Consider the following 25,507-nt stretch of genomic DNA (forward strand, 5'->3'; position numbering starts at 1 on the left):
AGCGGCTCGGCCTCAACCCACGAAATGAATATCGGCGAAGTTCCCGAAGACGCCTTCTGCGCCTATTGTATGGCCGGAAATCTTGCGATTGTAGATGGTAAATTCGGAGCCACCGAGAATGCTGATATCAGGAACATCTTCAGCTATGAGTTTTTGGAAGGCGACAAACTGATCATAGCGCTTGCGTGGGTCGATTTCGACGGCGGCTTCTTCCAGCAGTCGATCGACCACCGGATTGACATAATGCGACCCATTGGAAAAGGGCACGCCCGGCTTGAAATTCTTCGACCAGTAGAGCCGCTGCACCCCGACGGTGGGATCGAAAAGATTGCTCATGCCATTGATCGTAAAATCGAAATCACGATCGGTATAAACGCGCTTCGTATAGGCTGCGAAATCTTGCGATCGGATTTGGACCGCGATGCCGACCTTGGCCAGCGCCTGTTTGAGATAATCGGCGGAACGTCTGTAATAATCGCCGCCCGGCAAATAATCATGAGTCACGCGTAAACGGATGCCGCCTTCGCCGCGCGGGAAACCCGCCGCATCGAGAAGGCCTTCCGCCTTTTTCGTATCGGTGTCATAGACAGGCAGTTCAGGATAAAAGAATTTGCTCAAAGTCACGCTGATTGGGCCCGGAATCGGCGTACCATAGCCGTAATTGGCGACATCGCGGATGACGGTCCGGTCGATGACATGGGCGAAGGCGCGGCGGACACGGACATCCTTGAAGGCGGGCCGGTCGAGGTTGAACTCGATCCGCGAAATAGAGTTCATATATTGATAGCCATTGCTCTCGAAGGCTAATTCGGGCGAGGTTTTGAGACGATCCGCATCGCTCATCGGGACCGAGGTGCTCGCGGTAATATGAACCTCGCCGGTCTCGAGCGCTGTCACCCGCGCGGCGCTGTCGGGAATGATGCGCACGATCAGTCTATCGATATAGGGTTTGCCTTCATCCCAATAATCGGGATTGCGTTCATAGATGACATGGCTTCCGCGCACCCATTCCTTGAAGCGAAAAGGCCCCGTGCCGATCGGGCTATTGTTGGCTGGATTGGTTTCGACCCGTCCGTGCTCATAGATATGCTTGGGAAAGATCGGCGTTTCCTCGGCGGCGAATGCCGTCAAAAGATAGGGGGCAGGTTTCGCCAGGCGCAATTGCACCACCAAAGGGTCGGGCGTGCGCACCTCGACAAGATTGAGGAAGGTGCCTCGGGCGCGCGGATGCACTTCCTTGAGCGTCGTCAGAGAGAAGGCAACATCCTCAGAAGTGAAAGGCTTGCCATCATGCCATTTGACGCCAGGGCGTAGCCTGAACGTATAGGCAAGGCCATCCTCCGAGACGGTCCACGCCACAGCGAGCTGCGGCCGGGGCGAAAGATCAAAATCATAGGTGAGCAATCCCTCATTGACCTTGGCCGCAAGGACCGGATTTGCCGTCGTGGCAATGCCGGTCAAAGCCTGCGGCTCGACAGAGACGAGCAGAGACAAACTGCCGCCGCGCTTCGGCGCTGCCATAAGCCGCCGGGGAGATGCAATGCTAGCGCATCCCGCCAAAGCGCCGGAATAGGCCAGGAGTTCACGCCGGGTGGGGCGGAAAAAGGAAGTGTGCATCGGCGTCAATCCTCGGCCCATGCGAGCGGGCTTCAATCCTTGGCGATGGCCGTATTTAAAATTGACTATATCGATAGATTTTATCAATATTTATGCGCCGCTAAAATCATCCTACTCGATGTGTCTCGTCGTCGTGTCTCCAAGGCCAGAACTTTCAATAATGCGTGTTTTCCGCATGAATGCATAGCCATGAACACGCAGCATATGAACTCAAGGAGTGAAATGTCAGGCTCTCCACGTGTTCTCAAAGTCCTTTGGCGGACCGCGCTGCACGCGGTGCCGACCGGGGTCGGCATTGTCATTCTGACATTCTTCCTTCTGCGTCTTGCTCCTGGTGACGCCGCCGATGTGTTGGCGGCGGAATCGGGATCGGCGACGCAGGAAACAATGGATGCGTTACGCAATCATTTCGGTTTGGACTTGCCAGTCTTCGATCAATTGCTGGCCTATCTCGGCAATCTCTCGCATTTCAGCCTCGGCGTGTCCCCGCGTTACAATATGCCGGTGGCCGAACTGATCGGCCAGCGCCTGCCCAGCACCTTGATCCTGATTGCTGTCTCAATGGCCCTGTCGCTGGCTCTAGGGATAGCCGCCGGCGTGATCATGGCCGTCTTCGCCGGCACGTGGCTGGATCGTTTGCTGTCTGTCATCGTGCTCCTGTTCTATTCCATCCCGGGATTCTGGATCGGCTTGATGCTGATCGTTCTGTTCTCGGTGAAGCTCGGCTGGCTGCCGAGCGGCGGCGGCGAAACGATTGCCTCGGGCCTGACGGGCCTGCCGCTTCTCAAGGATCGTCTGGCGCATATGGTGCTGCCTACCCTTTCGTTGGCGTTCTTTTACATCGCGATCTATGCCCGTCTGACGCGCGGTGCGATGCTCGATGTCTTGGGGCAGGATTATGTGCGCACCGCGCGAGCTAAGGGGCTTTCACCTTATGCGGTGGTGGTGCGCCATGTATTGCGCAATGCCTTGCTGCCTGTCACGACCCTGGCCGGTGTCTATCTCGGCAGTCTGATCGGAGGGACCGTTGTGGTGGAAACGATCTATTCCTGGCCAGGCCTCGGACGGCTGGCTTATGAGGCAGTCATGGGGCGTGATTTCACCGTCCTGCTTGGCATCCTGCTTTTGTCGTCCTTCTTCGTCGTGAGTGTGAATGCGCTGGTCGATCTGCTTCAAGCCTGGCTTGATCCCCGAATCGAGGCCCTCTAATGACTCATTCCGATTTCATCCTACCCGTGCCTAAAGCCGCCACCGGTCAGGCAAAGACACAGGCTTTGTCATCGGCGACATCCAAAGAATCCCTATCTTCCCCCACGGAGGAAACCTCTCCTTGGCCGAACGTGCATGCGCCGGATGCCGCGCGTGCGATCACCCGCGATGTCATCCGCCCGGCTCAGACGGATCGGTGGCGGGCGCCGCGATTGCGGAGGTTTTTCACCCATCCCACCGCCGTCGCGGGTGTTCTGATCCTGACGGTCGTAACCCTTGCGGCGCTCCTCGCGCCGGTCTTGTTTCCGGAATCCCCCCTTTCGATGGTCGGACGACCACTGTCATGGCCGGGGCAGAATCCGCGCTTTCCCTTGGGCACGGATTCCATGGGCCACGATATTTTCTCCGGCCTGGTGCATGGGGCAAGGATCAGCCTTTTGGTCGGCTCCAGCGCGGCGCTGATCGGCTTGTCGGTAGGAATCGTGAGCGGCGCATTGGCGGGATATTTCGGGGGTTTCGTCGATGCCGTGCTGAGCAAGATCACGGAAATCTTTCAGACCATTCCAGCTTTTCTTCTCGTTATCGTCGTGGTGGCTATCGCCCAGCCGACAATTTTTTCGATCACTTTGGCCATCGCGCTCGTTTCATGGCCGCCCATCACGCGGCTGGTCCGGACGGAATTCCGGTCCCTGCGCGAAAAGGAATTCGTCATGGCCGCTCGGGGACTCGGCTTCAGCCATACGCGGATCATTCTGCAGGAAATCCTGCCTAACGCGCTTCCACCCGTCATTGTCATGACCTCAGTCACGGTGGCGACCGCCATCTTGATGGAAAGCGGCCTCGCCTTCATGGGGCTGGGTGATCCTAATGTTGTCAGTTGGGGGTCGATGATTGGCGCGGGACGGGATCTATTGCGTTCCGCCTGGTATCTTTGCGCCGTGCCGGGCCTTGCCATCGTCCTAACCGTTCTGGCGCTCAATCTGATCGGCGATGGGCTGAACGAAGCACTCAATCCGCGCCTGTCTCGGGACTGATATCAAGTCTCCTTGATCACGACCCGTCGGGATCAAAGAGGTTCGACCAAGCGAGATCTGAAAGAGGAGCTGTGTATATGAGTTCGAAGGCGCAAACGCAGGCGGATCTTGGATGGGGCGCTGGGCCGAGCCTGCGTTATGATGATCTCGCAGTGCGTTTCCGCCCCTTGTTTCAGCGTATTCGTGAAAGAGCCGTCGCGCGCGATCTCGCCCGCGATTTGCCGTTCGAGGAAATCAATTGGCTGAGGGAGGCCGGCTTCACAGCACTTCGCCTGCCGGCCGAATGGGGCGGATCCGGCGCGACATTGCCGGAGTTTTTCAACCTTCTCATCGAATTGTCAGAGGCGGATACGAATGTCACCAATGCCCTGCGGTCGCATTTCGGGTTCACCGAGGATGTCCTCAACGCCAAGGATGAGGCCTGGCGGCGGATATGGCTCGAACGGATTGGCCAGGGAGAATTGATCGGTAGCGGCTTCTCCGAGCCGGGCGAAGGCAAGACGATCGGCACTTATTCGACGACCCTTGTGAGTGACGGCGAAAAATTCATCGTCAACGGGGAAAAATATTATACGTCCGGCTCGCTCTTTGCTGATTGGATCAATCTCGGCGCCAAGAATGCAGATGACGTGACGGTCGGCGCCCTCGTACCTGCCCGTGCTCCTGGCGTCGATGTCATCGATGATTGGGACGGCTTCGGCCAGGCTTTGTCGGCGAGCGGGACCACGCGCTTTTCCGATGTCGTGATCGATGCCGATCTCGTCAGTCCGATCGGCCTGCGGTGCCGTTATGTGAAGGGCTTCTTTCAACTCGTTCATCTCGCAAGCCTTGCCGGTCTTGGTCGTGCCGCAGCCTCGGATGTCGCAAGGCTGGTGGCGGAGCGTACCCGCGTCTATGCCCATGGCAATGGTTCGCGCTCCAGCGAAGATCCGCAGGTTCTACAAGTGGTGGGGCAGGTTCGTGGCGCAGCCTACGCGGCGGGCGCAATCGTCCTCAAAGCCGCGGAAGCCTTGCAACGTGTCTATGAGGCCGCGCCAGAGGCTCTCGACTCGGGAGAGGATAAAAGCGGGGTCCTTGCGGATCTCGAAGTCAGCCAGGCGGTCACCGTCGTCACCAATCTGATTTTGGACGCGACAACCATTCTCTTCGACGCGCTCGGTGCTTCCGCCGTCAAACGGGGCTTGGGCCTCGATCGCTATTGGCGCAATGCCCGCACAATTTCATCGCATAATCCGCGGATTTATCACCAACGCAATATCGGTCATTTCGCGGTCAACGGCGTCTATCCAAATCCCTATTTCGAACAGGGCGGCGCCAAGCCGAGCTGATAGACGGCTTCGCACAGATACGGTTAAAATGATAGACTAGAAATCCATGCTTCCTGGTACGAATACCAAGTCTTGATGAGTGAGACACATCAAGACTTGGCCCCACGGACGGCGGGGTGGCAGCTTGCGGGGAATCAGGAAATCGTCTCAAGCGGCTGCACCGTTTGCGCGTCGAGGCTGTTTTCGCCGCTTTGCCGCAGCTCCGCCAAGGCGCCGGAAAAAATCCGAACCTCCCAGCCGCGCCGCCGCAGCCAATAGGCTGTCGTCACCGCTTGTGTTCCGTGTTCATCGATCAGGATAAGGCGAGCGTCGCGGACAGCGACAGAGCGATGCGAAACGGCCAATAATTGGCCGCCCTGCGCGGAAACGGAACCCGTCCAATGCCCGCGTGCGAAGTCTTGAGGCAAACGCACATCCAAAACATAAGTGGTCCGGCTATCGTCGGCGAGCCATTCCGCGACTTCCTCGGGGCTGATGTCTTCGACATCGGTCAATTGTGTCAGCACGCGCGCCCGTTCTTCGCCAAAGGCCGCAGCCCTTGGGGTCACCGGTCCAAATTGGTCTTGGAGGCCGGATTCGAGTTCAAACCCCGCCTGTTTCCATCCCGTTGTTCCCTCTTCCAGCAGAACAACGCGATTGGGCACATCCGCATCGATCAGGGTCTGCGCGCCGATGATAGCGCGGGGCAGACCAGCGCAGGAAATCACGACCAATGTGTCAGGGGACGGAACATAATCAAGGAAACGATGCAAAATCTCAGCACCCGGCAGACTGCGGGCACGCGGAACATGAAAAGCGGCAAATTCCTCGATGGTACGTGTATCGAGAACAACCACGTCGGCGCCGGACGCGTAGAGCGCGTTCAGTTCCGTAGCCGAGATCGACGGCGTCTTTTGTGCGTCGCGCACGCTTTCGGAAAAGACGATGCCCGGAATGTCGAAAGTAGGCTGGCCGTTGAGGCTCTCCTCTGTCCAGGCCGGCACACCGCCTTTGAGAATATTGATGTCGCTATAGCCAAGCTTGTCGAGAATGGCGGCTGCTTTTTCGCTGTCGCCATCACCCGCGTCCACGAGAACGAGGCGCACCGCCTTACGCGGCACGAAAAGGGATACATCCTGTTCGAGCCGGTTCAACGGCAGATTAGTACCAAAGAAGGGATGTCCCTTGCCAAAAGCCTCTTCTGGCCGCACATCCAATAAAGCCAGTTCCTGTCTCGATGCTGTTCCTTCGCTGAGCCATGTCTGCAAGGCCGCGCGATTGATCTCTCGAATGCTCATGAAGGCGCTCCATTCACGCTCGATCGGGTCGATGATTCAAAAAGGGACCTGTTGGCATCGAATTGCCTATCCATGCAGACACGGAAAGCCGTGGCGCTGGTGATAAAGAAGGCGTCTTTTTTCAGGCTCGAATGGAAGAGGAATTCCGGCGAATGTGTCGATGGTGTCAAGGACGCTGATTGTATGTCCTACAAATTCTCATCATAGAGCTTGGCGTCGTGGAATGTATTGATTCCTCTTTAGGAAAAGGGTCTCTGACAACGGCAGGCGGAAACTTTTCTAAAAACTGCCTGTTATCGAGTACATTTATATTGTCCAATTTTATAATGACCTATGTTTCAACTCATGTTTGTCCCATTGTTTGACAAAGACAATAAAAATTGTCAACTTTGATTTTAGTAGATCCGGCTCTCATACACGACTGCCGCCCGCACTGCCTTCCCTGAAGCCCTTCATAGAGGCCTGATGACATTATAGCGAGGTGTCGAACGGGTGCGAATGGGCCCGCGCGATCCCTGCCCTATCGAGAATTCCGGATGATTGTTTCTCCCCTTCTGAGTGTGCGTGATCTGACGATTAAATTCCCCAAAGCCAAGCCCGTCCGCGATCTCGGCTTCGATGTCTTCGAAGGGAAAACCTTGGCGATCGTCGGCGAATCTGGCTCAGGCAAATCCTTGAGCGCGCTTGCCTTATTGAGGCTTTTGCCACGAGCGGCGCGGATCACATCCGGCCAGATCAATTTTTCGGGCCGGGACCTCTTAAAACTGTCCGAACGCTCTATGCGTGATCTGCGTGGCAAAGACATTGCCATGATCTTCCAGGAGCCGATGACTTCGCTCAATCCAGTCCTGACGATTGGTGCACAGATCATCGAGAGTCTTCGCCGGCATGAGTCCCTTTCGGCGGCGGCCGCACGGGCCCGCGCAATCGATCTTCTCGATCTCGTTCGCATACCGGATCCTCATCTGCGCCTCGATGATTATCCGCATCGTCTCTCCGGCGGCATGCGTCAACGCGTGATGATTGCCATTGCCATCGCTTGTCGCCCCCGTCTCCTGATCGCCGACGAGCCAACCACGGCGCTCGATGTCACAATCCAGGCGCAGGTACTCGAACTCCTCGATCGGCTGCGGCGAGAATTTTCCATGGCGATAATATTGATCACGCATGATCTCGGTGTTGTCACGCAATGGGCCGACGATATTGTTGTGATGTATGCCGGCCGCAAGGTCGAACAGGCAAGGCCGGGGGCGCTATTCGCTGATCCGTTCCATCCTTATACGCGTGGTCTCCTCATGGCGGCGCCGCGGCTGCGGGGCGAGGACCATTATACCAAGGGGCCGCTGATCGAAATTCCCGGCAGCATCGCTTCCGCGCTCGGCGAAAAGGGATGTGCCTTCGCTCCGCGTTGTCCCATCGCGCAAAATCGCTGTCGCGGCATCGTTCCGGATCTTTTGTCGCTAGCCGGGGATCGGCTCGTCGCCTGCCCCGTCATTCTCACCGAGGGAGAGCATAGTGTCGCTTCTTTCGGTCACTGATCTGCGGACGCATTATAGCGGCAAAGCCGGGTTGCTACGGGCGGTCGATGGTGTTTCCCTGTCTGTCGGGCAAGGTGAGACGGTTGGGCTAGTCGGGGAATCCGGCTGCGGGAAATCGACCCTTGGCAAGACGATCACCCGGCTGGTTTCGCCGACCAAGGGCCGTATCCTTTTCAAGGATGAGGATATCACGCATCTCGGCGACAAGGCACTGCGGCCGGTCCGGCGGCGGCTGCAAATGATCTTTCAAGATCCGTTCGGCTCGCTCAATCCACGTCAGAGCATCAAGGACATACTGGCCGCGCCACTCGTCGTCCATGGCTATGGCGATCGCGCGGCCAGAGCAAAACGGGTCGAAGATTTTCTCGACCGCGTCGGCCTTCCGCGTCATGTGCTGTCGCATTATCCGCATGAATTCTCCGGCGGCCAACGCCAGCGTATCGGCATCGCGCGTGCCCTGATCCTCGATCCCGAACTTGTCGTCTGCGACGAGCCGGTCTCGGCGCTCGATCGCTCGATCCAGGCGCAGATCCTGAATCTTCTGTCCGCGATGAAGACGGAGCTCAATCTCTCCTATCTTTTCATCTCGCATGATCTTTCGGTTGTGCGTTATTTCACGGACCGCGTGCTTGTCATGTATCTCGGGCGCATTGTCGAAAGCGCCGACAGCAAAACATTCTGGGCGCAGCCGAAACATCCTTATACGCATGCGCTCATTGATGCCGTGCCTGATCCGGACCGCCGCCGCCATGCCGCGCCGATTAGCGGCGACCTACCAAGTCCACGCAATATTCCTCCAGGTTGCCGTTTTCATCCGCGCTGCCCCTCTGTCACCGCTCTCTGCCGGACCGACGAGCCCGCCCTGCGCGCTCTGAGCCCCACGCATGAGGTCGCTTGCCACCACGCCAACACCATGTGAAGGGCGCCGCTTTCCGCAAACATAGAGGCGAAAGACAAGAGATTCTTATTGACAAGCTTAAGCTTATAAATACACTAAATTTATAGAATTTAATGACTAAATCATAATTCTTCCGGGAGGACCCAAGCATCGGCCGATCGATCAACAAGGTTGATAAGAAGCGGGAAGATTATGGACTGTGAAGCGCGGCGGCTCAGGAAGCGGCTCCTGTCGGGAGTATCTTCGACCTCATTCATGCTGGGCATTGCACTGGGGGCCCTCCCCCATGATCTGCACGCCCAGGACGCGCATGCAGGCATGAAAGGCATGCATATGGGTTCGGAGCCGGCGGCGGATAACGCTGCGCCGGCAAACGCGCAATCGACCACCGGCGCATCGGATGCGGGTCATGTCGATGATGTCGTCGTCACCGGCCAAGCCGCGCAAGATGACGGCGAAGCCTTGATGATGGAAGTGATGATGAAGACCCCGCGCGGAGGTGACGTCGTCACAGGCAAACAAGCTCAGCAGCAGCAGATCAGGCGCCTGACGGATGTGCAGCAAATCATTCCGAATTTCCGGCCGAACATCGCCCAGCCACGTCAATCCCGTCAGGCGATCCGTGGCGTTGGCATCGCCGCGGGTTCGGCGGGAACCGGCTCTCCTTCGGATACCGGCTATATGGTCGATAACGTGAGCTGGTTGTTCGCTGGCTGGCAATGGGGCAATTTGGTTGATTTCAGCTCGATCGAACTCATCCTCGGGCCGACGGGCACCGCCGGCGGTCACAATACGAATGTCGGCACGATCTCCATCCGCACGCAATTGCCATCCTTTGTCCCCAGCGCCACGGCCGAAACCACCGTGGGGAATTATAATCATATCATTGAAAACCTTGTTTTCACCGGGCCTCTCATCGACGACCGGCTGGCTTATCGCGTTACTTTCTACGTCGATAAGGGCGATGGCTGGATTCGCGACCAGGGCACGGGCACGACTTATCTCGATAACAACCGGCTTGGCTTTCGCGGACAATTGCTTGGTGTCGGCGATGGAATGACCGATCGCCTCATCTTCAATTTCAATGCCTCCAATGAACATGACGATTATCTTTTGGGCACGGTCGGTGACACGAGTCTGATCTATGCCAATGGCACGAGGCCCACGGCAACATTTTTCCAGAATATGCAAACCAAGCTCGGAAAGCAGGCCCTGACGACCAATCCTTATGCGCCTTATGCGACACGGATGGGCCGTGATCCGACGCACACATATACATTATCGAACGAATTGAACTGGCAGATCGGCCAAAACACCCTGACCGTCATTTCGGCCGGAGGCTATGGTTCCTTTGAGAATAATGGCTTCCAAGGTGTACAAAATACCACCCTTGGCTTCGGCGCCGAGGGCATGGGCGGCATGAATACCTATTTGTGGCAGGTTTCTCAGGAAGTGAGGCTCTCGTCTCCCACGGATCAGCCGGTAGAATGGAAAGCCGGCCTTTATTCCGTCTTCGAAAATGCCTGGGATAAAATGCATCATACCTATTTTGGCTGGGATTCTGCCGCTTGGCTGAATAATCCTGCGGCCATGCCTGGACTTTATACTAGATGGCACAACAATGCGCGGGATTTTCAAATTGCCGCCTACGGGCAAACGACCATCCATTTCGATCCAAGTTTCGCACTAACCTTCGGATTACGTGACAGCTACGATATCCGCTATGGATCAGATACATTTTACCCGATGTTCATTGAAGGGACGCCGTTCTCTCATGCACAGCAAGAGGCGGCGCTTATCCAGGCCGGTAGTTACGGTTCGGCCGATACAGGCGGTTTTACCAAATATCACAATGCCGTCACCGGAATCGTCAATCCGGAAATCAAGATCAATGACAACATCCGGCTGTGGGGCCTTATTGGCCGTGGCGACAAAGTCTCGGCGGTGAATACGCAAGACGTTCCGATTTACATCAATGGACAATTCAACGGCTTCACCCCGATGTTCAATAAGCCAGAAACGTCCTGGGATTACGAAATTGGCGTCAAGACGAGCTTTTTCGACGACAAATGGATTTCCAACGTCAATCTCTATTGGAACGATCTTTATAACTTCCAAGCGAGTTCCAACCAAACCTTCACGAGCCCGGCTGGCGTAGTCACAAACGTCGCTTTTCTCGCCAACGTGCCTCACGTCCGGCTGCGTGGCATCGAATTCGTCGAACGTCTGGCTATTAACGAGGAATTGAATTTTCACGCCACGGGCGCTTATACCGAAGCGCGCTATATCAGCTATCCCAATTCTCCGGCGCCACCCGATTTCGCCTTCTCCGGTGGGCCGGCGATTGTGTCTCTGTCGAATACCCGGCTCACGGGCATACCCTGGTGGTCGTTTTCGATCGGCTACAATTACGAACATCCAGTGGGTGCATTACTCCGTGATCTCGGAGACGCGTTCCATGTCGAACTCGGCGATTGGGCGAATGCCTCTCTGGTCGGTTACAGTTATGGCAATGTCGATTGGTTTTATAAGACACAATTGACCAGCCCCGTCTCTTATGTCCAATATTGGCAAGCACCTTATTCGATCGTCAATGCCGGCATAGGTCTGCGCACGGAGGACAATAAATATAGCCTGACCCTATGGGGCAAGAACCTGTTCAACGCCTTGCCTTTCACCTCCTGGGCTTATGGTAATGCGAACGCCTCGACGCAGGTCGGCATTTCCACATTGGGACCGCGCTTCTTCGGCGCGACAGTCATGATGACACTTTGGTAAGACGGTGGAGTCACCCAAATCGTGAGTGGTTTTCGCTCGATCCTCTGCCGGGCGTAATACCATGTCGATGGCAAGATCCCGCGCCAAAGTCAGGCTTCGATCGAGATTCCATCATTATTATAGATATATAGTTCACTCGTAACAATTAACGGGTTACGCCGAGCAATGCGTTACCGCGGATGATCATGACGATCCAAAAGCTCTCCAGTGTAAGGAGCGGCGCTACAATATGTATTCTTCGATGGAGACTTGGCACGGTGACACCCACTAGGATTTTATCGATCTGCCTTACCGCATTGCCACTTTCCATCATCCCACGTTCGGCTATGGCACAAACAGCCACGGATTCTTCCGTCGTTCAGGATGTCGTTGTCACAGCCCCGTCGCTTTCCGAGGTGCAAGCAACCGCGCGTCAATCCACAGCGGGGGCATCTTCTATCGTGACACAGCAGAGACTTGAGGCAAACCAAATTACCAACCTGGTACAAGCGCAAAGATTTCAACCAAGTTTACAATTCAAAGCACTCAATATTCAGAATCTGACTTATAACATACGCGGGTTCGGCAACGCCAGTTATAGTCAGCTTCTCGGTGTTTTCGGTGGCGTTCCTATTTACCTCGACGGAGTCTATCTACCGCGCCCCGGAGCCTCGACGATGGATATTGTCGGACTCAACGGTGTCGAAGTCCTGAAAGGTCCGCAATCGACTTCTGGCGGATGGGATAGCACAGGTGGCGTGGTCCTCATGACTACAGCTGCACCGACTTTCACTCCCGAGCAGAAACTCGAATTTTCCTATGGCAGCTATAATTTCGCTCGTTTAAGAGCCAGCATTTCTGGGCCAATCGGGGGAAGCGACAAAGCCGCATTCAGCGTCGGTTACCTCAATGTCGACCGAGAAGGGTATATTCCTGATGTCCATGATTTCAGTCATCGGTTCAACTCGTGGCATGACAAGAGCGTGCGCGCGCAAGTCCTGCTGCAACCTGACAACGATCTCAGCGTCCGCATGATCTTCGACTTTTCACGTGCGACACAGCAATGCTGTATCAATCTCTTCAATAGCGCCGTGACCAATTATGTAAATGGGGCGCCCGTGGCCAATAATTTCTATACACGCGCCGCTCGCTTCAACTATACACCCACCCCCAATCAGCTCGCGACCTATGAGAGCGATATCAGTGGTTACGTCTCGGAGGCAGTCATGGGCTATGGTGCCTCTGCCGAAGTCACTTATAATTTCAATGGGTACACTTTCTCCTCGCTCTCCGCCTTTCGTGGCTATGATTATTACCCGGATTGGCGCACGAGTCAGGTCATCGATATCGCAACCAATTATCACACGAACGGCTCCCCACGTGTGAAGTCGATCCAGGAAGAACTCAAGATTGCGACACCAAAAGGGCAAGCCGCCGAAGCAACTGCCGGTCTCTTCTATTATTATGAGGGCTTAAGAACCTGGGGCAACCGGCAATATGGGACACAGGCGGGAAGCTGGTTCGGTAATCCAGCATTTCTCGGCCAAGTAGACGATTTGGCCCTGAACGGCCTCACGACAATGAGTTTTGCACATAATTTTACCAATCAGATCGCACCCTTTATCCAGTCTGTATGGCACGCGACACCGGAACTCGATATCACGACCGGCCTACGCTATTCCTATACGGAAAGAGAAGGCTCAACCTGGGGTGTCACCAAAGGTGCCGATCTTTCTGGTTTGACTGGGGTCCAACAAAATGCCGCAGTCAATATGCGGCAAGCGCTCGGCGGCCCAGCCTATTCGCTGACCAATCCATTTTTTTCCTACGGCACGACGACGCATCAAGGCTTGGTTTCAGGCCTTGCTTCAGCCGCTTATCATTTCGCACCCGATCTTCTCGGTTATGCGCTTTATTCCCATGGCGGACGGCCCGGCGGTCCTAATATATCCACACAATTTCTGCCGACTGGAGCCCCGTTGACGATCAAGCCAGAAACCCTCGACAATTATGAGATCGGCTTAAAGAGTTCATTTTTTGACCAGCGCGTAATTGCCAATGTTGCCGCCTTTGTCATGGTAAATCGCAATTATATCACCTCTATCGCGGCTCTTACCTCACTCGGAACGACAACAAATTATCTCGCCAATGCCAATGCGGCGCGCGCCCGCGGCGTGGAAGTCGATATTCGCGCCAAGCCGACCGAAGATTTGAACTTTATCTTCGCGGGCGTTTACAACGATGCTCGGTTTACGGATTTCAAGAACGGGCCTTGTCCGTTCGAACAGACCAACCAACAGACGGCGGCAAACCCCTATTGTGATATGACAGGTAAACCTCTGTCTCTTGTCTCGCGCTGGACCTTTACGGTCGGCGGTGAATATAGCCACACGTTCGATGAAACAATCGAGACACTCGGCAAGCCAGTGACGACCTTCATCGGCGCAGACTTTTCCTATCAGAGCAAATTCTATTCAAATCCTGACGATTCACTCTACAGTGTTATAAACGGTTACGGTCTCCTGAATCTGCATGCCGGTCTCCGAGCTAACGACGACAGTTGGAATTTTACCGGCTGGGTGCATAACGCGTTGAACAAACATTATTTCACGACATTATCAGCAGCGCTTTATCCAGGTGCGGGAATTGTTGGCGGCAGTGTTGGCGATCCCATCATGGCCGGCTTGACATTGGCCGGCAAATTTTAAGCAAAAGCCTATTGGACTTGATCGAGCGATTGCCCATCACGCGACTCATGCAAAGCCTCCGTCCCGTCATTGCGCGGGCTACACCTTAACCAGTCAGACTCAGCAAGAGCTGTGTCAGCAATGACTTACGATCCATCCGAAACTTGACATGAGAAAATCCTATAAATACTATATAAATAATTTATTATACTGAAGAAGCTATTCCTGGCTCGGCTAGCAACGGAGACCTGCTGGCCCATAAGCAGTTCACGAAACACAGACGGAATGACGAAATGAGCGAAAGGCAGCTTCGCATCAATGTCAACGTGATCACGTCCGGATCGCATCCTGGCGCCTGGAGAGCTCCAGAAGGTCATCGCTTTGGTTTCGTGGATGTCGATCATTATCAACAAGCGGCCCGTATCGCCGAGCGCGGTCTTCTGGATGCCGTCTTCCTCGCCGATCAAGTCTCCATGGCGCCGGATATCGGATCGGGGCCTGGATGGGGCATCATGGATCCGGTCGTAACCGTCGGCGCCATGGCTGCTGTCACCCAATGGATCGGCTTTATCGCGACCGCCTCGACCACGTTCAACCATCCCTACAATATAGCGCGGACGTTTGCTTCGCTCGATCATGTTACACGCGGACGGATCGGCTTGAACCTCGTCACGACGATGGCCGATGAGGCAGCCTCCAATTTCGGACTGTCAATATTACCTGTTCGCGATGATCGCTATACACGCGCCGCAGAATTCGCGGATGTCGCCATTGCTTTATGGGATAGCTGGGAAGATCTCGCACTCGTCGCGGATCAAACGACAGGTATCTTCGCGGATATGAGCCGCATCCATAAGATCAACCATGTCGGACCGAATTTTTCCGTGGCCGGGCCGTTGCAGGTGCCGCGTTCCCCACAGGGACGACCTTTGCTCGTTCAGGCCGGCGGCTCGCACCAAGGTCGCGATCTCGCGGCCCGCTATGCCGATGCCATATTCAGCGCCTCACATTTGATCGACGAAGGCCGAACTTATTATGCCGATATCAAGGAACGCGCGCGTCGTTTTGGCCGCGATCCGGATTCGATCGCTGTTCTCCCCGGTCTGTCCCTGATCATCGGCGGAACCGAGGCGGAGGCCAAGGCACGCAAAAAAGAACTCGATGAATTGGCGGGACTGAGCGACCAACGTCTGTTGCGGCTTTTCGCCAATCGCGTGGGTCTTGAACCGGAAGAGATTGAGATCGACCGGCCTTTCCCCGCCGAACATTTGAACAGGCTCTCGCTGCATCCTCGCTCACACGGATTTGCCGATGCGATTCTCGCTTTAGCCAAGGATAGGACGATGACCGTTCGGGAATTGATCGATCACGGTGTCGGGCACAGGCGCGTCGTCGGTTCTCCCGAGCAGGTTGCCGATACGATGGAGGAATGGTTCAAGGGCAGAGCGGCCGACGGGTTCAATATCATGTGCGACATCTTCCCCTCGGGCCTTGAGGCCTTCGTCGATCATGTGATCCCCATCCTGCAACGTCGTGGTCTGTCCCGTCGCGAATATAGCGGAAAGACGCTACGCGACCATTATGGTTTGCCCCGCCCTGCGAGTATTTACGAAACACCACTCACCAAGGGGGTGGATCATCTGCATCGAGCCGCTTCATAAAAGCGGCCGGCTTTGGATTTGATGCTAGGTGTTTGATCCCGGGCTTTGATGGTGCATTCTTATCCCGAGACTGGAAGGATGCGCTATGGGACAAGTTCTGCACGGGTGCGCCACCACGACGGAGGCGGTCCGTCGAGCGATACAAAATAGTCAAGAGAGCCTGAGAGCGCTCGCCAAGCGCTATGGCATCAATCAGAAGACTGTCGCCAAGTGGAAAATGCGGAAGACTGTCACCGATCTCCCAACCGGCCCGAAAGATGCCAAGTCGACCGTCCTCTCGATTGAAGACGAGGCGATCATCGTCGCCTTCCGCAAGCACACCCTGCTGCCGCTCGATGATTGCCTTTACGCTCTGCAGGCCACAATCCCGCACCTGACGCGATCATCGCTGCACCGCTGCCTGCAGCGCCACGGCATCAGCCGGCTGCCTGATGTCGAAGACGGCAAGCCCGCGAAGCAAAAGTTCAAGACCTATCCGATCGGCTTCTTCCACATCGATATCGCCGAAGTCCAGACCGCCGAGGGCAAGCTTTATCTCTATGTCGCCATCAAGACCCTGAAAGGCCTGCCCCCTACGAGTTCATCTGCAAAATCTGGACAGAGGACCAAAATCGATTCAAACTCAATCCGCTCCATCACATGCCGGGACTAAACAACTAGCAAAGCATAAAACCACGGACACAAACGCTTCCATGTGTTCGTATACAAAATTTACGATGCGCCTGAATCGCTCATCACGCCAGCAGATCCTCGAAGATCAGGGCAAAAAAATCATCGAAAGGTTGGTGGATTTTGGCGATTCGTGCACGCATGAGAGTGCCCTGCCAAGCACAGATCATGAAACGCGCCAGACGTTCAGGGTCCTTGGCCTGCGAGAGCTTTCCGTCGATTTGCGCCTGACGCAATAGGGAGGTGATGGCGGTGCTCCATCGCGTCATGGCGTGATCCAAGGCGGTGCGCATATCTGGATAATGGTCTGCCATTTCCGAAGTAAAATTGGCGATCATGCATCCGCGCGCAAAATCCAAATCCTTATTTCGCTCTATGAGATATTCGAAATGCGCGCGCAATCGCTCGAGTGGTGGCCTATCACCCTCGAAGAGCATACCGACACGAACTGCGTCGACATAACGCTGCAACACTTCGAGAGCCAGAGCCTCTTTGGTTTTGAAATGATTGTAGAATGATCCCTTGGGTGCACCGGCGGCGTCGGTGATGTCCTGGACGCTGCATCCAAGGAAACCTTGCTCATGAAAACATTCCAGGGCCGCGTCGATGATCTTTTCACGCAGACTGGGTCGAGCCATCCCGCTTCCTTCCTTATTTATCTGACTGGTCATATTAAATAGAAGCATTTTTCGGGATGATCAAGCATCAGTCAGGCGCCTTTTTCCGATGCAATGTTTGCTTCACTGTTCTCGATGCAGTCCGTGAGCTTTTCGTGAGCGGGTGATCCCTGATCCAAGAGATCACTGGGACCATTTATCATAGACAGACGAATAATCATCCACATGCGCGAAATAGCGCAATGCCCTTTCTCTTGCTGCGTCAGCCCGTTCGCGACCCTGCCGTGTGGCAGAATGGGCAGACCGGCCCTCGCTCACCGCATCGGTGTTCGAGCTATGGCGTCCATCCACGATGAACTCGCCGGAATCGCTGCGCGGGGAACGGATGAAAATCTTACCACCCAGTTCAGCGGCGCGTACAGCCAGCGCATCATAATGCTCCTGCGCCGTGGCGATCTGGGGCGCTGCGGTGGCAATGAAGAGAGAAGAGACGAGAAGAATAGAGCGGGGGTAGTTCATGGTCGAAATCCTTCTTTGTGACGAAGCGGGACGCTTCGTTCTGAATATTAATATGACCGGTCATATTGATATTGTCAAGCGGGTTCTGCCTGATGCAGAATTTTAGAGACCTCGAAGTCTGGTTACGGGACATCATTGGGATCAAATACATCAAGCCATTGCTGGGCATGCATCGCGATGAGAAGGCGGAGCCACGTAGTACCGACTGCATTTCTGCCTGATCAGTGTCGACCCAAGGGGTGAAGTCCATATCGACAGAACAGGGTGCTGGCGTTGACGCCTCCAAAGCCAAAGCCATTGGAGATAGCGTAATCCATACGCATCGGCCGGGCTTTATTCGCCACGAAGTCGATTCCCGCGCCCACCGGATCTGGTGCATCTAAATTGAGTGTGGGTGGAGCGATTTGATTCCGGAGCGCCAGAATCGTGAAGATGGCCTCCAGTCCGCCAGCCGCTCCTAGCAGATGTCCAGTTGCTGATTTTGTGCTGCTGACCGCAATTCCACCATCTGCTCCAAAAACGGATTTGATCGCGGCCATCTCACTCTTGTCGCCCAGTTGCGTCGAGGTTGCATGGGCGTTCAAATGTTGAATGTCCGATGGGGAGATCCCAGCCTGAGCGATCGCCTGTTGCATGGCCCGTTGCGCCCCTTCTCCATCCTCTGGTCCGGATGTGATGTGGTAGGCATCAGCGGTCGTCCCGTAACCGACCAATTCGGCCAATGGCAGCGCCTTGCGCGCGAGGGCATGATCAAGCGCTTCAATCACCAAAATGCCGGCGCCTTCGCCCATGACGAAGCCATCGCGCGAGATATCGAACGGCCGAGAGGCCTGCGCGGGCATGTCATTGAAACGGGTCGCCAGAGCACGCGCCGCGGCGAAGCCGCCGAGACTGACGCTATCGATGCAAGCTTCAGTGCCACCGCAGACAGCAACATCGGCTTCCCCTCCGCGAATGAGTCGCGCAGCGTCGCCGATCGCCTGCACACCGGCCGCGCAAGCCGTCACTGGCGCCCCGATTGGTCCCTTGAAACCGAAGCGGATCGAAATATGCCCGGCCGCGAGGTTTACGAGGAACGACGGGATCGTGAAGGGGGAGAGCCGCCTCACACCATGCCGCTCCACTGTTCGCACGGCCTCGGTGATCGCCGGAAAACCACCGATGCCGGAGGCAATGATGGTCGCGGTCCGCTGCTGCTCTTCGGCCGAGCGGGGCTCCCAGCCCGCTTGCGCCAGCGCTTCCTTCGCGGCCGCAAGGCCGAAAAGGATGAAGCGGTCCATCTTCCGTTGTTCCTTCGGCAGAACGACGGCATGAGGGTCCAAACCAGCCGTGTCGTCTGTATGCGACGGGACCATCCCACCGATCTTGACCGGAAGGTCCGCTACGATTTCTTTCGGCAGGCACCGAATACCGGACTGGCCTGCCAGAAGCCGTGACCAGCTTGCCTCCACACCGGCAGCGAGGGGGCTGACTGCGCCCATGCCTGTGATAACAATACGTCTCATTGGTCGCCTCGATTTTTTGTTTTTATTCAGCAGCCATCGCGTGATGGCTGGGCACTCCGGCGACGGCTTGCCCCGCGTGAAATTGTGCCGCTGCGCTTGGCTTGATCCGGAACCATGCGACGTACAGCGCAGGTAAGAACAGCAGAATCAACACAGTACCAACTGCAGTACCGCCAATCAGCGTGTAGGCCATCGAGCCCCAGAATACGGAATGGGTGAGCGGAATGAAGGCGAGCACTGCGGCCAGCGCCGTCAGCATGACGGGCCGCGTGCGCTGCACGGTGGCTTCAATAACGGCGTGATAGTCGTCGAGACCCGCAGCCTGATTTTCCTTGATCTGTTCGGTCAGGATCAGCGTGTTGCGCATCAGGATGCCGGCGAGTCCGATAAGACCCAGGATGGCGTTGAAACCGAAAGGCTGGTTGAAGATCAGCAGCATCGGGACCACGCCGACGAGACCGAGGGGGCCCGTCAACATCACCATCGCCATGGTCGAGAATGAACGGACCTGCAACATGATGAAGATCAACATGGCGGCGAGCATGGCTGGGAAGACTTTCCCGAGCGCAATGTTGGCCTTGGTCGCCTCCTCGATGGAGCCGCCCATCTCGATGCTATAGCCGGCTGGCAGGGTAGCGATCAGCGGCTGGAGCGCCGTCATGATCTGCTTGGAGATTTCAGGAGGCTGGGTCGCTTCATTGATGTCCGAGCGGATCGTGATCGTGGGTATCCTGTCCCGCCGCTTCATGATCGGCTCTTCCTGCCGGATTTCCGAATGGCCGATCTGGTCGAGCGGAATGCGATGGCCGCCGCGGCTTGTCAGCGAGAAATCCGCCAGCTTGGCCGGATCCAGGCGCTCGCCGCCGGCGCTGCGGGCGACGACAGCCACGTTGCGAATGTTTTCCCGGACCTGCGTGACGGTGACCCCGGTGAGAAGGAACTGGAGTTGCTGTGCGGCCTCGGCTGGCGAGAGACCGATGAGATTCAACCGATCCTGATCCGGAATGAAGCGGAGCACGGGCGCGCGGTTGCCCCAGTCGCGGTTGGCCAGCCTTACGTCTGGAACATTACGCATGATCTCAAGGGCTTTTTCAGAGATGTCATACAGCTTGGCCGGATCGGGCCCCATGAGGCGGAATTCGACGGGAAATGGCGTGTAGGGTCCGAACACGAGTTGCGTGACGCGTACATAGGCTTCAGGCGCGAGCCCATCCGACACAGCTTCACGCAGCCGGTGTTTCAGGTCCTCGCGCGCCTCGGCATCCGTCGTGAGCACGACGATCTTCGCAAAGGAGGGATCCGGCAATTCCGGTGACATTGCCAGAAAGAAACGGGGCGCGCCTTGGCCGATATAGCTCGTGACGATCTTCGCTTCGGTCTGCTGTTGCAGCCAGCGTTCGATCTTCTCGACAGCATTGGTGGTCGTTTCGATACTGGTCCCTTCCGGCAGGCGGACTTCGACGAGCACTTCTGGCCGGTCGGAGGTCGGGAAGAATTGCTGCTTGAGGGCACCCATCCCGACGACAGCCGACAGGAAAGCAATGCCGACGGCAACACAGGTCAAGATTTTGTAACGGACGGTGAAGGTGATGAGCTTCCGCAGCCGCCGATAATTCGGCGTGTCGTAGATCGCCTGGTGACCGCCCTCGATCGGCTTGATCGTCGGCAGCATCTTGACGCCGAGATAGGGCGTGAAAATCACCGCCACCAGCCAGGAGACGATCAGAGCGAAGCCGACGACCCAGAAGATGTTGCCCGCATATTCGCCGGCGGTCGAACGGGCGAAGCCGACGGGCAGGAACCCGGCCACGGTCACGAGCGTGCCAGACAGCATCGGAGCCGCCGTGTGGCTCCAAGCATAGGCCGCCGCCTTGATGCGATCCATGCCCTCTTCCATCTTCACGAGCATGACCTCGATGGCGATGATGGCATCGTCCACAAGCAGGCCGAGCGCGAGAATGAGGGCACCGAGCGTGATGCGGTCGAAGAAGCGGCCAGTTTCCAGCATGATGAGGAAGACGACGGCAAGTGTCAGGGGGACCGCTGCTGCCACGACGATGCCGACACGCCAACCGAGGCTCACCAAGCTGACCAGTAAGACCACGCCAAGCGCCATGACAAATTTCAGCATGAATTCGCCGACCGCCGAGGCGATGTTCACGGCCTGGTCGGTCACCTTGGCGAGGGTCATGCCGAGAGGAAGCGTCCGCGCGATAGCCGCTGATCGGTTCTCAAGCGCTTTACCAAGGTCGAGACCGTTCCAGCCCGCCTGCATGACGACCGAAAGCATGATGGCCGGTTCGCCTTCATGACGGATAAGGAAGGTGGGCGGGTCCTCGTATCCGCGACGGATTTCCGCGATATCGGAAAGTTTCAGCGTCCGTCCGCCGGCAACGATCGGCGTATCCGCGATCGTCTGGAGGCTATCGTAGGCACCGTCAAGGCGGATAAAAACTTGCGGGCCGCGCGTATCGATCGAGCCCGCCGGTGTGACATTGTTCTGACGCTGCAAGGCCGAGGAAATATCCTGTGCCGACACGCCGAGCGTTGCCAGCTTCGCATAGGAAAACTCGACGAAGATCTGTTCGGGGCGCTCGCCGAGGATGTTGATCTTCTTGACGCCGGGGACATGCAGAAGATCCTGGCGGATGACCTCTGCCTGACGCACGAGTTCGCGCATTGGCATGCCCTTGGCCTTCAGCGCATAAAGAGCAAAGGCCACGTCCGAATATTCGTCGTTGACGTAGGGACCAAAGACACCGGGAGGAAGATTGCGCGCTTCGTCGCCAAGTTTCTTGCGCGCCTGATAGAATTCCTCCTGAACCTCAGAAGGGGGCGTACTGTCCTTGAGCGTGACCGTCAGAAAGGCGTAGCCTGGCCGTGTCATCGTCTCGACACGGTCGTACCAAGTCAGTTCCTGGATCCGCTTTTCGAGCGGTTCGGCAACGAGCTCCTGCATTTCGCGAGCGGTCGCACCTGGCCACACGGTGGTGACCGTCAGGGTCTTGACGGTAAAGGCAGGGTCTTCCGCGCGTCCAAGCAGGACAAAAGCCAAGGCGCCGGCGCTCGCGAGAAGCATAATGAAGAACAAGGTGACGGCTCGCTCACGTACGGCGACGGCGGAAAGATTGAAGCTCATCAATAACCCTCCTTCTCGACAGAGGTCCTGATGCTGTCGCCGTCATGCAGCAGATGAGCGCCAAGGGACACAATCGACTCCCCAGCCTGAAGCCCGGAGACCACGGCGGTTTCCTCGCCCAGCCGGTGAATGGTGATCGGCTTGAAGCGGACGGTGGATGAAGCTTGATCCACGACCCAGACTCCGATCTTGTTGCCATCATCGAAGACAGCCCCCACGGGCACTTCGACTCCGGGCGCATTTCCGTCATTCGCTACTCTGATCGTGACGGTCGCTCCGAGCGGAGCCAGGGCAGCGTCACCCTCGAGCACATAGCGCGCTTCATAGGTGCGCGTCTGTGGATCGGCCGTGTCGGACAATTGCCGTAGCCGCGCTGACCAGCGCCGCTGCCCTGTGCCATAGATACTTGCTTCCGCCGTCGTGCCGATCGCCGGGTGCATGGTTTCGGGAAGAGCGACAATGGCCTCGCGAGGTCCCGCATGAGCAAGCCGCACCACGGTCTGCCCGGCGGCGACGACCTGTCCCGGTTCCCCCAATGTCTCCATCACTGTCCCGTCGGCATCTGCTTTCAGGACCGAATAGGTTGCCTCGTTTTCCGCAACCCGCGCTTCTGCCTCCGCCGCAGCAAGTTGCGCCGTCGTCGTATCCAGGGCGGCCTTTGCAATTTCGTAGCGCTGCCTTGGCGTATAGCCGGTCGCGACCAGGGAGGCATATCGCTTCTCGTCGGCGCTCACCTGAATCAAGGCAGCGCGCGCGGCGGCAACAGCGTTTTGCTTGGCCACCATGGCGAGGTGCAGATCGTTCTCGTCGATCCGCATGAGGGGTTGTCCAGCTTTCACCTGCTGGCCGGTATCCACGAGACGCTCGATGATCTTGCCGGGCACGCGAAAACCGAGATTGCTTTGCACCCGCGCGGCAATCGTCCCGGTGAAGCCACGTTGGGAGAGGCCGGCATGCACGGTTTCGGTGACTTTGACGAGTGGTGATGCCGTTCGGGGATCGTTGTCAACGGACGGATGCGCTGACCCTGAGGCAAAGGAGAAGGTCGCCGCGCCAGCCGCGGCCAGAATGACGGCGCCGGAACCAAGACCTAAAAGGAGACGTGTATGTTTCATGGCGGGGTACCTCGGTCATTGAGGCATAAAAATAGATTGCACTCACAATCTATATCAGGCATAGATTGTGAGTGCAATCTAATTAGCGAGGATAAAAATGAGGGTCAGCCGTGCGCAGGCGGCCGAAAACCGTCAGAAGGTGATTGATGTGGCGAGCCGACTTTTCCGAGAGAGGGGCTTAGATGGAATCGGCCTCAACGATCTCATGAAGGGGGCTGGGCTAACGCAAGGGGGCTTTTATAAGCAGTTCGAGAGCAAGGAAGATTTGGTGGCGCAGGCCTGCACGCGCGCGATCCAGACAAAGCTCGAGCAATGGTCTGCTATTGCTGAGAAGGATCAGGAGCATCCCTTCGCGGCGTTGATCGGTTTCTATCTCAATCTGGAACATCGTGATGCGCTGGAGGATGGCTGCCCGCTCGTCGCGCTCGGTTCGGATGTTGGACGGCATGGATCTGAAGTGAAGGCCGCATTCGAGGCCGGCATCAGGGCGCATCTTGAGATTTTGGACCGCTATATGCCCGTGGCTGACGGCGAGAATCCGCGTAAGAAATCCATGGCTGTGCTTGCGACGATGGTCGGTGCCCTCCTGTTGTCGCGCATCGTAAGCGATGAAACTTTGTCGAAAGACTTTCTTGATTCGGCGCAGGAAGAGATCCAGCACATCGTTACAGACTGATTTTGAAGAAACGGTCCTCATCAGAAATTCGATACCGGATGCTACTCCAAGTTCGAATTTCTGTATTTCAAGTGGGGTCGCAAGCCAGGATGTAGATGCCCAAAATGTTGTTCTTTCGAGGCCTGGGATGAGCAACTGACAGTGCTCATCGCCGTACTCACTGTCATCTCGCCCACACATCCAGTGTTCTTGGCAGCGTTCTTTGGACCGATAGCTTACATCTTGATTGGCGAAACAGCCATGAGCGCCTTGCCTGCTCTGGTCTCTCACCCAGCGCTTCATGCGATCTTGCTTCAGGGTGAAGCCCTTCACCGCAGATCGCCCCGCTGGGATCTCCGAAGACATCTTTTCACCTGCTTCAGTTATTGAAGCGCAAGGAGAACAACCATGACATCCGACTATACCGAGACATGGGCAGACGCGGCCCAAATCGACTACATCTCGCTCTCGTCCAATCGACGTCTGCGATATCTCAGGTCCGGAACAGGTTCACCGCTTGTCCTTATGCACACACTGCGGACGCAACTCGATTACTTTCAGCGGCTGATCCCATTATTAACCGACCGGTTCACAGTCTATGCCGTCGATCTGCCTGGCCTCGGCTGGTCTGACATCCGGCCTGGGGTCCATTACGAGGAACCTGCCATTCGTCGAGACATGGTCGAATTCATCGAAAAGCTCGCCCTGACGGATCTCACTGTCGCCGGAGAATCGATGGGTGCCACCCTCGCGCTGAGCATCGCCGCCGAGCTCGGGTCCAGAGTCAAGCGCGTCGTCGCACTCAACACATATGACTATCCGCAGGGCGTCGAAAGGGCGAACATCCTCGCGTCGGTGGTGATCAAGATGATGCGCATTCCCGGGATTGGATTGATGGTGTCTAAACTGGAGAACGAGTTGATCTTGAGCGGAATCCTCCGCGGCGGCTTCTATGATCCGAAAATGCTTCCAAAGGATTTCGTCAAAGAGCTCATCAGAAGCGGGCACAGAGCTGGATATCCAGGGGTTGAGACGGCCTACCTCCACGCTCTGAACAGCTTCATCGCTGCCCGGAAGGTCTATGGCCGCATAAGCGCGCCAGTAACCCTCGTTTATGGTGATCACGACTGGTCCAAGCCTGCGGAGCGGGAAGCGGTAGCTCGGCTCGTGCCGGGAAGCCAAATGCTCACGCTGGCCAGAACCGGACACTTCGCATCTCTGGAACATCCCGATCAAGTCGCGAAAATCCTGATAGGTGCGGCTGCAGAAAACTGAAGTCGTC

Annotated in this window: 17 protein-coding genes and 1 pseudogene; 11 read left to right on the top strand and 7 right to left on the bottom strand. The window is 56.5% G+C overall.

Annotated features, from left to right (window positions below; all coding sequences use genetic code 11):
- Nucleotides 1-12: 12 nt before the first annotated feature.
- Nucleotides 13-1,617 (bottom strand): ABC transporter substrate-binding protein, encoded by a 1,605-nt coding sequence (locus tag BIND_RS12865; protein WP_012385502.1) that lies wholly within the window; start codon nt 1,615-1,617, stop codon nt 13-15.
- Nucleotides 1,618-1,839: 222 nt separating this feature from the next.
- Between BIND_RS12865 and BIND_RS12870 the strand changes: the two genes are divergently transcribed.
- From BIND_RS12870 to BIND_RS12880, 3 genes are all read left to right on the top strand, one after another.
- Nucleotides 1,840-2,826: an ABC transporter permease gene (locus tag BIND_RS12870; RefSeq protein ID WP_012385503.1), complete on the top strand. Its 987-nt coding sequence runs from the start codon at nt 1,840-1,842 to the stop codon at nt 2,824-2,826.
- On the top strand, nt 2,826-3,860 hold the full coding sequence (locus BIND_RS12875) for an ABC transporter permease (RefSeq protein ID WP_012385504.1): 1,035 nt from the start codon (nt 2,826-2,828) through the stop codon (nt 3,858-3,860). Before BIND_RS12870 ends, BIND_RS12875 begins: the two co-directional genes overlap by 1 nt.
- Before the next feature lie 77 nt (nt 3,861-3,937).
- Nucleotides 3,938-5,188, top strand: a complete 1,251-nt coding sequence (locus BIND_RS12880) for an acyl-CoA dehydrogenase family protein (RefSeq protein WP_012385505.1) — start codon at nt 3,938-3,940, stop codon at nt 5,186-5,188.
- Nucleotides 5,189-5,322: 134 nt separating this feature from the next.
- Here BIND_RS12880 and BIND_RS12885 read toward each other — a convergent pair whose 3' ends face one another.
- Nucleotides 5,323-6,465, bottom strand: a complete 1,143-nt coding sequence (locus BIND_RS12885) for a rhodanese-like domain-containing protein (protein ID WP_012385506.1) — start codon at nt 6,463-6,465, stop codon at nt 5,323-5,325.
- Nucleotides 6,466-7,001: 536 nt separating this feature from the next.
- On the opposite strand from BIND_RS12885, the gene BIND_RS12890 reads away from it, so the two are divergent.
- From BIND_RS12890 to BIND_RS12915, 6 genes and pseudogenes are all read left to right on the top strand, one after another.
- On the top strand, nt 7,002-8,003 hold the full coding sequence (locus BIND_RS12890; RefSeq protein ID WP_012385507.1) for an ABC transporter ATP-binding protein: 1,002 nt from the start codon (nt 7,002-7,004) through the stop codon (nt 8,001-8,003).
- Nucleotides 7,981-8,922, top strand: coding sequence for an ABC transporter ATP-binding protein (locus tag BIND_RS12895; protein WP_012385508.1), 942 nt, complete (start codon nt 7,981-7,983; stop codon nt 8,920-8,922). The genes BIND_RS12890 and BIND_RS12895 overlap by 23 nt, the downstream gene beginning before the upstream one ends.
- A gap of 234 nt (nt 8,923-9,156) precedes the next feature.
- A complete protein-coding gene (locus BIND_RS12900) occupies nt 9,157-11,679 on the top strand; it encodes a TonB-dependent receptor (RefSeq protein ID WP_244395885.1) in 2,523 nt (840 codons plus the stop codon).
- 326 nt (nt 11,680-12,005) lie between these two features.
- The gene (locus BIND_RS12905) at nt 12,006-14,366 is read left to right on the top strand and encodes a TonB-dependent receptor (protein WP_050763981.1); all 2,361 of its coding nucleotides are present in this window, start codon (nt 12,006-12,008) and stop codon (nt 14,364-14,366) included.
- Between the two features lie 272 nt (nt 14,367-14,638).
- On the top strand, nt 14,639-16,006 hold the full coding sequence (locus BIND_RS12910; protein WP_012385511.1) for an LLM class flavin-dependent oxidoreductase: 1,368 nt from the start codon (nt 14,639-14,641) through the stop codon (nt 16,004-16,006).
- Between the two features lie 85 nt (nt 16,007-16,091).
- A pseudogene (locus BIND_RS12915) lies at nt 16,092-16,556 on the top strand (transposase family protein); the annotation flags it as partial.
- Between the two features lie 184 nt (nt 16,557-16,740).
- Here BIND_RS12915 and BIND_RS12920 read toward each other — a convergent pair.
- The 5 genes from BIND_RS12920 to BIND_RS12940 all read right to left on the bottom strand — a co-directional run bounded on the left by BIND_RS12920 (nt 16,741) and on the right by BIND_RS12940 (nt 23,570).
- Entirely contained in the window at nt 16,741-17,313 is a 573-nt protein-coding gene (locus tag BIND_RS12920; RefSeq protein WP_012385513.1) for a TetR/AcrR family transcriptional regulator, read from the bottom strand.
- A 162-nt stretch (nt 17,314-17,475) separates the two neighbouring features.
- Complete coding sequence (locus BIND_RS12925) at nt 17,476-17,811, bottom strand: hypothetical protein (protein ID WP_012385514.1); 336 nt, start codon at nt 17,809-17,811, stop codon at nt 17,476-17,478.
- A gap of 221 nt (nt 17,812-18,032) precedes the next feature.
- Complete coding sequence (gene fabF / locus BIND_RS12930; protein ID WP_012385515.1) at nt 18,033-19,316, bottom strand: beta-ketoacyl-ACP synthase II; 1,284 nt, start codon at nt 19,314-19,316, stop codon at nt 18,033-18,035.
- A 22-nt stretch (nt 19,317-19,338) separates the two neighbouring features.
- A complete protein-coding gene (locus BIND_RS12935; RefSeq protein WP_012385516.1) occupies nt 19,339-22,455 on the bottom strand; it encodes an efflux RND transporter permease subunit in 3,117 nt (1,038 codons plus the stop codon).
- Entirely contained in the window at nt 22,455-23,570 is a 1,116-nt protein-coding gene (locus BIND_RS12940) for an efflux RND transporter periplasmic adaptor subunit (RefSeq protein ID WP_012385517.1), read from the bottom strand. Before BIND_RS12940 ends, BIND_RS12935 begins: the two co-directional genes overlap by 1 nt.
- 97 nt (nt 23,571-23,667) lie before the next feature.
- Between BIND_RS12940 and BIND_RS12945 the strand changes: the two genes are divergently transcribed.
- Nucleotides 23,668-24,246 (top strand): TetR/AcrR family transcriptional regulator, encoded by a 579-nt coding sequence (locus tag BIND_RS12945; protein WP_012385518.1) that lies wholly within the window; start codon nt 23,668-23,670, stop codon nt 24,244-24,246.
- Between the two features lie 387 nt (nt 24,247-24,633).
- Nucleotides 24,634-25,500, top strand: a complete 867-nt coding sequence (locus BIND_RS12955) for an alpha/beta fold hydrolase (protein WP_012385519.1) — start codon at nt 24,634-24,636, stop codon at nt 25,498-25,500.
- Nucleotides 25,501-25,507 lie beyond the last annotated feature (7 nt).

The sequence above is a fragment of the Beijerinckia indica subsp. indica ATCC 9039 genome (genome assembly GCF_000019845.1).
In the GTDB taxonomy this organism is placed as follows: Bacteria; Pseudomonadota; Alphaproteobacteria; order Rhizobiales; family Beijerinckiaceae; genus Beijerinckia; species Beijerinckia indica.